General features: G+C 72.2%; 9 protein-coding genes and 1 pseudogene. 4 read left to right on the forward strand and 6 right to left on the reverse strand.

The window, feature by feature from the left end; all coding sequences use genetic code 11:
- The first annotated feature begins 84 nt into the window (after positions 1 to 84).
- Positions 85 to 615: a hypothetical protein gene (locus TNCT6_RS31670; RefSeq protein ID WP_141364508.1), complete on the forward strand. Its 531-nt coding sequence runs from the start codon at positions 85 to 87 to the stop codon at positions 613 to 615.
- 224 nt (positions 616 to 839) lie between these two features.
- Here TNCT6_RS31670 and hemC read toward each other — a convergent pair whose 3' ends face one another.
- Positions 840 to 1,775 carry a hydroxymethylbilane synthase gene (gene hemC, locus TNCT6_RS31675; protein ID WP_141364510.1) on the reverse strand — a complete coding sequence of 312 codons (936 nt, stop codon included), beginning with the start codon at positions 1,773 to 1,775 and terminating at the stop codon, positions 840 to 842.
- A gap of 75 nt (positions 1,776 to 1,850) precedes the next feature.
- On the reverse strand, positions 1,851 to 2,837 hold the full coding sequence (locus TNCT6_RS31680; protein WP_141364512.1) for an ATP-dependent DNA ligase: 987 nt from the start codon (positions 2,835 to 2,837) through the stop codon (positions 1,851 to 1,853).
- A gap of 184 nt (positions 2,838 to 3,021) precedes the next feature.
- On the opposite strand from TNCT6_RS31680, the gene TNCT6_RS31685 reads away from it, so the two are divergent.
- On the forward strand, positions 3,022 to 3,993 hold the full coding sequence (locus TNCT6_RS31685) for a TauD/TfdA family dioxygenase (protein WP_141364514.1): 972 nt from the start codon (positions 3,022 to 3,024) through the stop codon (positions 3,991 to 3,993).
- 30 nt (positions 3,994 to 4,023) lie between these two features.
- On the opposite strand, the gene TNCT6_RS31690 is transcribed toward TNCT6_RS31685, so the two are convergent.
- The 3 genes from TNCT6_RS31690 to TNCT6_RS31700 all read right to left on the reverse strand — a co-directional run bounded on the left by TNCT6_RS31690 (position 4,024) and on the right by TNCT6_RS31700 (position 7,621).
- Complete coding sequence (locus TNCT6_RS31690; RefSeq protein ID WP_141364516.1) at positions 4,024 to 5,526, reverse strand: metallophosphoesterase; 1,503 nt, start codon at positions 5,524 to 5,526, stop codon at positions 4,024 to 4,026.
- 87 nt (positions 5,527 to 5,613) lie between these two features.
- Entirely contained in the window at positions 5,614 to 6,807 is a 1,194-nt protein-coding gene (locus TNCT6_RS31695; RefSeq protein ID WP_141364518.1) for a glycoside hydrolase family 64 protein, read from the reverse strand.
- 193 nt (positions 6,808 to 7,000) lie between these two features.
- The gene (locus TNCT6_RS31700) at positions 7,001 to 7,621 is read right to left on the reverse strand and encodes an L-threonylcarbamoyladenylate synthase (RefSeq protein ID WP_172633114.1); all 621 of its coding nucleotides are present in this window, start codon (positions 7,619 to 7,621) and stop codon (positions 7,001 to 7,003) included.
- Positions 7,622 to 8,939: 1,318 nt separating this feature from the next.
- Here TNCT6_RS31700 and TNCT6_RS31705 point away from each other — a divergent pair.
- Positions 8,940 to 10,142 carry an IS110 family transposase gene (locus TNCT6_RS31705; protein WP_141356311.1) on the forward strand — a complete coding sequence of 401 codons (1,203 nt, stop codon included), beginning with the start codon at positions 8,940 to 8,942 and terminating at the stop codon, positions 10,140 to 10,142.
- Between the two features lie 20 nt (positions 10,143 to 10,162).
- Here the strand turns inward: TNCT6_RS31705 and TNCT6_RS31710 are convergent, their stop codons facing one another.
- Positions 10,163 to 10,396, reverse strand: a complete 234-nt coding sequence (locus TNCT6_RS31710) for a hypothetical protein (RefSeq protein ID WP_141356313.1) — start codon at positions 10,394 to 10,396, stop codon at positions 10,163 to 10,165.
- Positions 10,397 to 10,632: 236 nt separating this feature from the next.
- Here TNCT6_RS31710 and TNCT6_RS31715 point away from each other — a divergent pair.
- A pseudogene (locus TNCT6_RS31715) lies at positions 10,633 to 12,164 on the forward strand (helix-turn-helix domain-containing protein).
- Positions 12,165 to 12,220 lie beyond the last annotated feature (56 nt).

The raw sequence follows: 12,220 nt of genomic DNA on the forward strand, positions 1-12,220 counted from the left end.
CCCCGGCCACGGCGCATTCCGCACATTTGACAGTGCGCTGAGCGCGCGGATAGGAAGCAGCTCTTGGAAGTCGAGAGGTGCATTGTGTACGAGCCGAACGTGGTCGGGGACTGGCAGGAGTACGAGGAGCATGCCGGTCTGCGCGTCCGCGTCCACCGCCTGGAGCGGTCGGAGCCGCCGCGGGGGCGCGACGAGGCCGCCGAGGGTCTGACGTACTTCCGCCTCCGCGTCACCGTGGAGAACCGCGGCACGCGGCGCTTCGGCGTCCACCTGGAGGACGGGCAGATCGACGTGCGGATCGGCCCGGACGGGGACGGCGCGTTCGTCGACTGGCGCAACTCGCAGTTCATCGAGGGCTTCGACGTCTATCCGCTGCGCCGGGTCACGGCGGTGCTGTACGCGGCGGGGCCGGAGGCCGCTCTGTCCCAGATCGACGCGCAGATCCAGCTGCGGGTCGACGAGGAGTGGACCTCGCGCGCGCTGTGGACCGGCTGCGTCGACGGGCACGAGGAGCCCGCCGGGACCGGCACGCCCCCGGCCGGCGGACCCGGCGGGCTGGCGCACCAGATCAGCACCTTCCTGCGCGACCAGGCGGGACCGGGAACCGCGGGCTGATCCCGCCGTACTCCGCCGTACGCCTGCAGCACTCAGCCGCGCCCGCGCCGCACCCCGCCGTACGCTCGGAGCGCCCCCGCCGTACTCCGTCGAGTCCGCGCCGTGCGCCGGTGTGTTTCCGCCGTTGTCGGCTGCCCCGCCGTACCCCCGGAGCGCCTCCGCCGTCCTGGGCCGCCCCGCCGTGCCCCGGTGTGTTTCCGCCGTCCCCTGCCGCGCCCGCGTCGTCAGTGCGGGATGCCGTCGATGATCTCCCGGGCGCCCTGGCGGAGCAGGGCGACGGCGACCGACGTGCCGAGTGTGGCCGCGTCCAGCCGGCCCGCCAACTCGTGGGCGTTCAGCCGGATCTTGCCGTCGGGGGTGAACACACAGGCCCGCAGCGAGAGTTCTCCGGCGCGGTCGACGTGCGCGTACCCGGCGATCGGGCTGTTGCAGTGCCCCTGGAGCACATGCAGGAACATGCGTTCGGCGGTGGCCGCGCGATGGGTGCCGGGGTCGCCGAGCGGGCCGACCGCCTCGATGAGTTCGCTGTCGCCCTCCCGGCACTGGAGGGCGAGGATGCCCGCGCCGATGGGCGGCATCATCGCCTCCGGGGACAGCACCTCGCTGATGACGTCCGCGCGCCCGATGCGCTCCAGGCCCGACGCGGCGAGCAGGAGCGCGTCCGCCTCACCCGCGGCCAGCTTCTCCAGCCGCCGGTTGGCGTTGCCGCGGAACGGCACGCAGTCGAGGTGCGGGTGGCCGGCCGCGAGCTGGGCGACACGGCGGACCGAGGACGTGCCGACGCGGGTGCCGGCCGGGAGCTCGTCCAGGGTGAGCCCGCCGGGGTGGACGAGGGCGTCACGGACGTCGTCCCGCTTCAGGAACGCGGCGAACGTCGTGCCGGCCGGCAGCGGCCGGTCGGCGGGAACGTCCTTCAGACAGTGCACCGCGAGGTCCGCCTCGCCGGCCAGCAGCGCCGCGTCGACCTCCTTGGTGAAGGCGCCCTTGCCCTCGACCGCGGACAGATCGCCCAGCCACGTGTCGCCGGTGGTGCGCACCGGGACCACCTCGGTGCGCACACCGGGGTGCGCGGCGGCCAGTTCGGCGCGGACGCGTTCCACCTGGGCGAGCGCCATGGGGGAGTCGCGGGAGACGATACGGATCAGTTCGGGGACGGACATGCGGGACACCATAGACCTCGCTGCCGGCGACCCGTGCGGTTCAAGACGTTCGGATGCAGGGAAGTTGACGTGCCGTCACATCTCCTGATCGTCGGGCGGGTCCGCCACCGCGGCCTCCTCGGGGGTGAGGTCGGGGCGCAGCCGCAGCCAGGAGGGCTGGCGCAGCATCCCGGCCCGGGTGCGCACGCTGTAGCGGACCTCGCCGACCAGCCGCGGCAGCACCCAGTGCGCCCCGCGCACCGCCGGCACGGGGTCGAAGGGGCACACGTCGGTCGCCAGGGCGGCGAGCAGCGCGGCGAGCTCGGACCGCTCCGCCTCGCTCCAGCCGGTGCCCACACTGCCGACGTAGCGCAGCCGCCCGCCCTTGAACCGGCCCATCAGGACGGCGCCCGGCAGGCCCGTCAGCCGCCCCTTGCCGGGCAGCCAGCCGCCCACGAGGACGTCCTCGCTGCGCATGTTGCGGATCTTGATCCAGGCCCGGGAGCGCACCCCCGGCTCGTACACCGAGTTCAGCCGCTTGCACAGCAGGCCCTCAAGACCGTGCTCGCGGGTGGCGGCCAGGGCCTCGGCGCCGTGGCCGACGACCGCCGAGGGCGTCGACCAGTACGGACCCGTCAGGCCGAGGTCCTCCAGGCGCTCGCGGCGCCGGATGTAGGGGAGGGCGAGCAGCGGGTGCGCGCCCAGGTGCATCACGTCGAACAGGACGAGGTGGACGGGGACCCGGGCGGCCCTGCGCGCTGCCCGGCCGGGGGCGTGGGCCAGTCCCATGCGCCCCTGGAGCAACTGGAAGTTCGCCCGTCCCTGCTCGTCCAGCGCCAGCACCTCCCCGTCCAGGATCGCGGGCGTGGCGCCGAGCACCCGGCCGAGAGGCCTCAGTTCGGGGTAGGCGGCGGTGATGTCCTCACCGGAGCGGGCCCGCAGCAGCAGCCCGCCGTCACCGGGCAGATACGCCACCACGCGCTGGCCGTCCTGCTTCGTCTCGTACGCCCACCGCGCGTCCTGAGCGGCCGGCGGAAGCGGGCCGGGCGTGGCGAGCATGGGCGGGATCAGCGGCAGGGTCACGGCAGAGATGTCGACGAACCGGCATGCCGCCACGCGCGCCGGGCGGCACTTTCCCCTGAAAGGGTCCCCGCGGCGGCCTGTGCGCGGACCCGTCGCGGACGGGGGAGGGGAGGCCCTGTCGCCCGGGGCGGAAAACGCTGTCACGATCGGCGGAGACCGTTACGACGACCATCGGAGCGCGCGGATGACGACGGACACGGGCACAGCGGGCGGGCGCGGGGCCGGCGGGATCGAGGTGAGGCCGATCGCCGGGTACATCGGGGCCGAGGTCACCGGAGTGGATCTGGCCGGAGGGTTCGACGACGCCGTGGCCGCGGAGATCCGTGCGGCGGTGCTGCGCTGGAAGGTGCTGTTCTTCCGCGGGCAGCGGCTGGACCACGCCTCCCACGTGGCCCTCGCCCGCCGCTTCGGCGAGCCGGTGGTCCTGCGGCGGCGCGGCGGCGCGTCACCGCCGGACGTTCCCGAGGTGGAGACCACCGCGGACCGGCTGGAGCTGGGCGGGCGGTTCGGCATGGACCACGAGGAGTGGCTGCGGCGCCGCCGGCACACGCTGCTGCGGGGCTGGCACTGCGACCACGGCGCCCGCGTCGACCCGCCGGCCGCGACCGTCCTGCGCGCCGAGACCGTCCCGCCGTACGGCGGCGACACCACTTGGTCCAACCTGGCCGCCGCCTACGCCGGACTGTCGGAGCCGGTACGCGCCTTCGTCGACGGGCTGCGCGCCGAGCACCGGCTCGGGGTCGGCTACCAGCCGCGGCCCGGGGACGACGCGTACGCCCGTCACCTGATGGACCATCAGATCGCCACGGTGCACCCGCTGGTACGCGTCCATCCCGAGACGGGCGAGCGGCTGCTGTTCGTCAACGGCTACTACGTCGAGCAGATCGAGGGCCTCTCCCGGGCGGAGAGCGCGGCGATCCTGGAGATGCTGCTGGAGCAGGCGGTCCGGCCCGAGTACACGGTCCGGTTCCGCTGGGAGCCGGGCAGCGTGGCCTTCTGGGACAACCGGGCCACCATCCACCTGGCACCCGGCGACAGCGCCCACCTCGGCTTCCCGCGCATCATGCACCGGGTGATGCTCGCCGGTGACGTACCGGTCGGAGTGGACGGCAAGCCGTCCGAGCCGATCACCGGCAGCGAGCCGGGCCGCTGGTGACCGGCCGGGGCGCGGCCGGTACGCCGGCGGTCAGGTCAGGGGGATCGTGACCTCGTCCTCGACGGGCGGTGCCACCTCCTGGGCGCGTCCGCCGGTCGCCGCGAAGCAGCGCAGCCGGACCGCCTCCCCGGTGACGTCCAGACGCAGGAACGACTTGAAGAACGGCGGGCTGTACGTGGCCGAACTCGGCGAGAACAGCTGGGTGTAGAGCTTGCGCACCGGAAGGCGGAAGCGGGCCCGGCGCTCCGGGCGGCGGCCGGCGCCGAGCAGGCTCGCCACCAGGCGGACGCGCCGGGTGACCCGTACCGGCGCGCCCCCGGGGCGGACGGACGGGACGCCGAGCCGCTCGGCGACGACGGCCATCGCCTCGGCCTCGCTGAGCGCGAGGAAGCGGCGCAGCCGCAGCCGGCGGGCGTACACCCTGCTGTAGAAGGCCAGGGAGTCGCCGCGCAGCGGATAGCAGCGGAAGTCCGACTCGGTGACGTTCGCGACGGACACGCGCGGGATGGTGTGGGTGGCGTGCATGAACGCGCCCCCGCCGCCGGAGACGACGTACTGGACGGTGCGGCCGTCCACGTCGACCGGATAGCGCTGGTAGTTGTGGATGTCGCCGCCGATCGCCGCCACATAGCGGTGCGCCGGGTCGCGCACGATGTCGTCGACGGTGCCGCCGCCCTCGATGGGGCAGGGATGGTGCTCGCCGTCCACGTACAGCGGTGATCCGGTGAGGAGGATCTTCGGGCGGGGCCCTCGCGAGACCTCCCGCAGCCAGGCGCCCTGCTCGGCGTCGATCGTGCCGAGCAGGCCGGTGTCGATGCCGACGATCCGCACCGGACCCGCGTCGATCGCCCAGTACGGGCCGGGCTGGAGGGCCTGTTGATCCGGTTGCGACCTCAGCTTCCGGGCCTCGGACAAGCGTTGCTCGTCCGTCGGGCGCGGCCGATGCCACAGCAGCGCACGCCACCAGGCACGGCCGAGCGGGCGGGGCCCCGGCTCGGGCGGCAGCGGCGGGGCGTCGTCGCAGAAGACGCGCATGAACCCGCCGAGGTCCTCGTACCAGTCGTGGTTCCCCGGTATCGCGTAGATCGGCGCCGGATAGTCCTGGTACGGGCGGAAGAACTTGGTGCTGTAGTCGTCGGTGCTCCCGACGGGATAGATCACGTCACTGGTGATCACGGCGAACGACGTGTCCCGACCGGCCTCCAGAAGGCCGGGGACGACGGCGTACTGAGAGTCGTCGCCCGCGCCGGTGTCCCCGATGACGAGGAAGGAGAAGCGGTCCCCCTCCGGTCGCCGTATCACCTTGTCCGCCGGGGCGCCGGCCGCCGTCCGCTGCGCCACCCACCGGTCCCGGGTGCGGCCCGTGGGGTCCCCGAACCAGGAGGCGACCACCCCGTTGCGGGCGGCCCACAGGACGCGCGGGTCGAGCCAGGACAGCTTCCGCACCCTGGCGGGGAGTAACTGCCGGTACGAGCCTGGTTCGGTGGCCGTCCAGCCGGCGCCTTCGACGGTATCGCGTGAGGAGTTGGACACGCGGTGCACCGTAACAATGATCAATGCCCTGCGGACGAGAGGGGTCCGGCGATCGGGTGCCGGACCCCTCCGTGGCCAACTCGCTTGCTAGTCCAGGGGATCGAGGGTGAGGTAGGCCCGCTGCGGATCGCCGTCGTGGACCAGGGACTCCTGGTTGCCGACGTCGTCGAAGGCGAACGCGTAGGCCTTGGAGTCGGCCATCCGGTCATGGATGATCCGCGCGTAGTGGTTGGTCACCGAGTCCTGGTAGAAGTTCGCGGCCGTGGCGTCCGGCTGGTCGGGGTTCACCAGGAGCGTGGACCGGTTGAACGCGGCGCACAGCGTGCGGGAGATGGGACCGCGTACCGCGTCGTTCGGTGCGTCCAGCAGTTTGTGGCAGCCGAAGACGCTGTCGGCGTCCGGCTTCCGGAAGCTGGTGACGACGGCGCCCGACGCGTCGGTGAAGTTCATGACGTCGCCCGAGACCCGGCCGTAGTAGCGGGTGCCGGGCTGGTCCCCGAACGGGGTGACGGTGAGGGTGGTGCCGGCGTACTTCTGCCAGACCCGGTTGACGTAGTCGTCCATCACGCCGCCCGGCAGGGCGCCGTTCTCCATGCCGTGCCCGGGTGAGAGCGCTCGCAGCACGGTGCCGTCGGACCGGGTCCGGATCAGACCGCCCCAGCCGCCGGGCTGCGCGCGCAGGGCGTCGAACACGGCGTGGTAGCCGCCCGGCTTGAGGCGGCCGGTGCTGGCGGTGCTTCCGTCGGCGCGCCGGACACCCACCGAGTACGGCACCGAGAACATGTCCACCTGGGTGCTGTTGAGCCACAGCCCGGCGTCGTTCAGTGTGTACTCGGACCAGTTGAAGAGGATGTCGTGGTTGGGGTCGCTCGGGTTCTGCACGGCGGGCTGGACCAGTCCGCCCGTGGTCAGTCTGAAGTCGAGTTTCTGGCCGTAGGAGAAGTAGATCCGCCCGGAGAACTTGGGGATCCGGATGGTCGCCGACTGTCCGGCGGCCGGCCCGGGGATCGAGGCGTCGGGGGCGGGAGTCGGCGGGTTCCCGCCCGCCGGCCACGGGTGGAAGGCGCCGTTCGCGTCGGCCCAGCCCTGCTGACCGGTCGTCAGGGACGTGCCGATGTCGTAGATGTACAGCTGCTCGCCGCGGGCGGAGTTGTTGGTCACCTCCAGCGGGATCGTGTCGGGCACCGCCGCCTCGGCCGCGGCGGGGGCACCGAATCCGAGCAGCGCGCCGACGAGGGCCGTCGCCCCTGTCACCGCGAGCACCTTGAGTCTGCTGAGCATGCTCCACCTCCGTGGGGGGGTTGGGGGGATACGGAGTTGCTTGGTCCGTACCTGAAGTGAGAGCGCTCTCAGAATCCCGTCCAGGGTGCGTACATGTCAATCAGGCCGTGTTGTGCGACACGTCCGGGGCGCCTCGCGGCGGTGGCGGACGCCCGTCGCCTCTGATGGCCGCCCGTTGTTCGCGCCGGGTCCCTCACTCGAACCGTGAGGTGTCGCCCGCTCCTCGCCGTACGATCTCCGCCTCGCCGCCGGAGAAGTCGATGACCGTGGTCGGCTCGGTGCCGCAGTCGCCGGAGTCGACCACCGCGTCCAGCACGTGGTCGAGCCGGTCCTTGATCTCCCAGCCCTGCGTCATCGGCTCCTCCTCGTCGGGCAGCAGCAGCGTGCTGGACAACAGCGGCTCGCCGAGTTCCGTGAGCAGGGCCTGAGTGACGACGTGGTCGGGGATGCGCACTCCGACAGTCTTCTTCTTGGGATGCTGCAACATGCGCGGCACCTCCCTCGTGGCGGGGAGGATGAAGGTGTAACTGCCGGGCGTGGACGCCTTGATGGCGCGGAAGACGTCGTTGTCGATCCGCACGAACTGGCCGAGCTGCGCGAAGTCCTGGCACATCAGGGTGAAGTGGTGCCGGTCGTCCAGCTGCCGGATCGTCCGGATCCGCTCGATACCGTCCCGGCTGCCCAGCCGGCAGCCCAGGGCGTAGCACGAGTCGGTCGGATACGCGATCAGCGCGCCGTCGCGCACGCTGTCCGCGACCTGACGGATCGCTCGCGGCTGCGGATTGTCGGGGTGCACGTCGAAATACTTCGCCATCCGCCGAGCTTATGCCGAACCCCGCCCACCACGTCGCAGGCCCCTGCCAACAGTCCCTGCGCGCCGCCCCACCGCTCCGCGCCCCACCCGCACCCGCCAACGCCCCGGCCGCAGGCCCGGTCGACACCGATCCGCCGGCACAGCACCGTCGGCGCCGCCAGCTCCGCCCGGTGCCGCCCGCGCGGGCCGCGGGGGCTGCGCCGCGCCCGCCGCGCCCAGCGGTGTTGCATCGCGCAGGCGGTGGTTGGCTGCACGCGCCGCAGGTCCCCCCTTGCGCGGGCCGCTCGCGCCCTGGCGCTCGCATCGCGCCAGGACGGCGGGCCGGTGTCCGCCCTGTGCTCTGTCGCTGGTGGTGCGGTGTCAGCGGCGGCTGTGCTTCTTGCACAGCGCCGCCTGCGCCGAGCTGTCTGCACGGTGCTGCCCCGTCCCGCTGCCCCTGCGCGGGACGCGTGGGCGGCGCCGGCCGGGCTGGGCTCTCCGTGCCGTTGCCCGCACGGGGCCGTGTCGCTGTGCGTGCTGCGCCGCTCGCGCGGGCTGAGCTGTCCGCTCCGTGCTGTGCGCGCCGCACCTACCGGAGCCGAACTGTCCGCATGTCGGCGCTTTGACGCTCGCATCGCGCCCAACTGCGTCGTTTTACGGGCCGCTGTGACGTGTCGTTGGCGGCGGCTGTGCTTCTTGCGCAGCGCCGCCTGCGCCGAGCGTCTGTGCTGTCTGCACAGAGCTGTTCTGCCCCGCTGCCCCTGCGCGGGACGCGTGGGCGGCGCCGGCCGGGCTGGGCTCTCCGTGCCGTTGCCCGCACGGGGCCGTGTCGCTGTGCGTGCTGCGCCGCTCGCGCGGGTTGGGTCGCGCCGGTGGGCTGAGTAGTAGCCCCCACCATGCCACCCGTCCGAGCCGTGCCCTACGTCCACCCGCCTCGTGTCCGGTACCTCGGCGTCCCGTCAGGCTGCCCCGTGCCGACGGAGTCGTATCCCCTTCGAATTCGTAGGCGTACTTCCCGGGAACGGGGGAAGCAGGCTTCACGTGTCGCTCGGGAGCTGTCCCCCCGGCCTCGGGCGCGTGGCTTCACCGGTTGTTCACCCCCCCGTTACCGTTTTCGTGGCTCCGCAATGGGGCCTCCGGCCTTCGGGTCCGGCATGACTTCCCCCTCCTGTTGTCGATGATCCGGGGGGTGGTGTCACCGGATCCGGAGGCATCGACGGACCGCTGATGAGGGGCTTGAGCACCGGCTTCACGCGAGCCGGATGAGCTCTCCGTAACGTGGATGTGGCAGCTCGGTGCCCTGGCAGGCCGGACGAAAGCGTGATGGAGGGGCTTGCACGTGATCGACACCGGCGACATCGACATCTTCCTCGGCCTGGACGTCGGAAAGGGCGAACATCACGCCACCGCCGTCACCCCGGCCGGAACGAAAGCGTTCGACAAGCGGCTGCCCAACACCGAGCCCAAGCTCCGCGAGCTGTTCGCCAAACTCCAGGCCAAGCACGGAACCGTACTGGTCGTGGTCGACCAGCCGGCCTCGATCGGCGCCCTGCCGCTGGCGGTTGCGAGGAATATGGGCTGCCCGGTCGCTTATCTACCCGGGCTGACGATGCGGCGGATCGCCGACCTCTACCCCGGCGAGGCCAAGACCGACGCGAAGGACGCGTTCATCATCGCGGATGCCGCCCGCGCGATGCCCCACACGCTGCGGGCGATCGACGGCGAGGACGAGACGATCGCCGAGCTGGAGATGATCGTCGGGTTCGACGACGACCTGGCCGGCGAGGCCACCCGGGTCGCCAACCGGCTTCACGGCCTGCTCACCCAGATCCATCCCTCGCTGGAACGGGTGCTGGGGCCGCGCCTGCAGCACCCAGCCGTCCTGACCCTGCTGGAGCGGTTCGGGTCTCCAGCCCAGATCCGCAAGGCAGGGCGGCGGCGCCTGGTCACGCTGCTGCGGCCGAAGGCACCGAGAATGGCCGAGCGGCTGATCGAGGACATCTTCACCGCCCTCGACGAGCAGACCGTGACGGTCCCGGGCACCAACGCTGCTGCACTGATCGTCCCGAGCCTCGCCGCGTCACTGACGGCCGTCCTTGACCAGCGGAAACTGCTGGCCGGGCGGATCGAGGAACTCCTGGGGGCCCACCCTCTTTCGAAAGTCCTGACGTCGATGCCAGGAGTCGGCGTCAGGACCGGAGCCAGGATCCTGATCGAGGTCGGCGACGGCAGCACGTTTCCGACCGCTGGCCACCTTGCCGCCTACGCAGGTCTCGCCCCGGCGACCCGCAGCTCAGGTTCCTCGATCCGCGGCGAACAGCCCTCCCGACGAGGAAACAAGCAGCTCAAACGGGCCTTCTTCCTCTCCGCGTTCGCCGCCCTGGGCGACCCAGCCTCGCGGGTCTACTACGACAAGAAGATCGCCCAGGGCAAGCACCACACCCAAGCCCTGCTCTGCCTCGCCAGACGCCGGGCCGACGTCCTCTTCGCGATGCTCCGTGACGGCACCTTCTACGAACCCCAACCCGCCGCGGCCAGGTGAGGGTTCAGACCACCGATCAGTTAGTCCTCCGGCCGAAGCCGCCGACGAGCGGCCTCGAGCCGCTGGTCATAGTCAGGCGCGAACAGCTCGGGAAGCGCTTTGTCCAGCGTTCCGGCTATCCGATGCATCGGTGCCCAGACCGCCGGATCGTCGACAACGCGACTGAGGTCTGTCATCTGCAGCTTCTCCAGCCAGTGCGACAGCACCAGTGCCTCGTCGCTCGTGAGCTTGATCGTCACCTGGCTATCACCCATGCACACCCCCACGACTCGGCCTCCGCACCCGACCACACGAACTTACTGGCCCGGACCTTGACCAAACACATAGGGGCACCCCCCCGTGAACCACCGGTGAAGCCACCTTCCTGACCGCTCGTCCGATCGTGCGGCGTGCCCGGGGCCGGAGTGAAAGGGCACTGCCTGGTAACGTCCAAGACCGAAAACGCCGAGGTCAAGGCCACGGACAGGCGACGGATGAGGAGAGGGCCGACATGGCCGGGCGAGAGGACGGGACCGCCGGAGCAACGGGACGGGACGACCGGGCGTCCTGGGCGGAGGAACTCCTCGACCAACTGCGACCGACCGGACGGGACGTGCGGAAGGTCGTCGCCTGGCTCGCCGCGTCCGTGCACGGGACCGGCTGCCTGCTGGACGGCACCGGCACCCTGCTGGCAGGGGAGCCGGTGGCCCTGGACGAGAACGTGGTCGAGGACGTCGTCACCGGCCGGTTCGCCTCCGCCGCGCTGGAGGACCGGGGACACCACGTCCGCTTGGTGCGCGTGGGAGGCCCGCGTCCCCAGTCGGCCCGCGTCCTGGCCGTCTCCCGCGCCGAGCCCTTCGACCGGCAGGCCGCCGAGATGGTCACCCACACCGCCGGAGTGCTCGAACTGCTGCTGCGGGCCCACGAGTCGACCGTCGCCGGGCACCGGCTCGAAAAGGCGACGGCGGCCCTGCGGCTGGCGATCCTGCAACTGCTGATGGTGGAGGACACCGTCTCGGCCCGCCGCGTGGCCGCGGGCCTGTGGCCCGGACTGCTCGACACGGACGCCGCCTGGGTCTACGTCGTCGAAACCCGCCGCGACGAACGACACCGGCTGGCCGCCGAATGCCGGGACGCCACCGGGGAACGAGCCCTGGTGGTGCTCTGCCCGGCGGTGGACGAGCACGTGATCGTGCTCGCGCCGCTGGAGACCGACGGCCGCAACCTGCGCTCGCTGGTCGGCGCGCGCCCGCGCACCTTCCTCGGCGGCAGCACCCGGCACGGCCTGGCCCGGACCGCCACCGCGTACGGGCAGGCCGTGAGCGCCCTCGCGGTCGCCCGGTTCCGTCCGGAGGGGGCCGCTGTGTACGCCGAACGCAGCCACCCCGAGCGCCTGATGGACCCCGAGGCACTGCGCGCCTGGTCCGCCCGGCTGCTGCGGCCGCTGGACACACTGGCGCACCACACACGCGCCGAACTGCTCGCCACCACCCGGCTGGGCCTGGAGTTCACCGCCGTGAGCGCGGCGAAGGTCCTCGGGGTGAGCCGCAACACGGTACGGGCCCGTATGGAGCGGGTGGAGGGACTGGTCGGCGCGGACTTCGGCAGCCTGACCGACCGGGCCGCCGTCCACCTCGCCCTGAACACCCAGGCCGGCCTGGACGACCAGCCGGCCGTCGGCCCGGCGCCGCGGACGGGCTCGGTACCCCTCGGCGACCTGCTGACCGGCCCCGCGCTGCACACCTGGGCACGCGAGCTCCTCGGCCGTCTGGCGGCGGACGCGCGAGACCTGCGCGGTACCTTGCGCACCTGGATCACCGCCGGCGGAAACGCCGAGCGCGCCGCGCAACTGCTCGGCATGCACGCGCAGACCGTCCGCGAGCACGTCCGCGGGGTGGAGCCCGTCCTTGAACGCCAGCTCCTCGCCGCCGGCAGCGACCTGTACGAGGTCGTCCTGGCCCATGTGGCGGTGGGCGACCTCCAACCGCCCGCCCTCGGCGTGGAGTGAACGCGGGCATTCCGGACTCACTTGTGCACGGGTGAGCCCTCCGCCGGGCCGAAGGGGCACCGGCGCGGTACCCAACCGCTGTCCTGTACAC

The organism is Streptomyces sp. 6-11-2 (assembly GCF_006540305.1).
Taxonomy (GTDB): Bacteria; Actinomycetota; Actinomycetes; order Streptomycetales; family Streptomycetaceae; genus Streptomyces.

What these genes read in the sequence shown, in the direction of transcription:
- hemC (WP_141364510.1), bottom strand. Translation starts at nt 1,775, where the DNA reads ATGTCCGTCCCCGAACTGATCCGTATCGTCTCCCGCGACTCCCCCATG.
- TNCT6_RS31695 (WP_141364518.1), bottom strand. Translation starts at nt 6,807, where the DNA reads ATGCTCAGCAGACTCAAGGTGCTCGCGGTGACAGGGGCGACGGCCCTC.
- TNCT6_RS31710 (WP_141356313.1), bottom strand. Translation starts at nt 10,396, where the DNA reads ATGGGTGATAGCCAGGTGACGATCAAGCTCACGAGCGACGAGGCACTG.
- TNCT6_RS31700 (WP_172633114.1), bottom strand. Translation starts at nt 7,621, where the DNA reads ATGGCGAAGTATTTCGACGTGCACCCCGACAATCCGCAGCCGCGAGCG.
- TNCT6_RS31685 (WP_141364514.1), top strand. Translation starts at nt 3,022, where the DNA reads ATGACGACGGACACGGGCACAGCGGGCGGGCGCGGGGCCGGCGGGATC.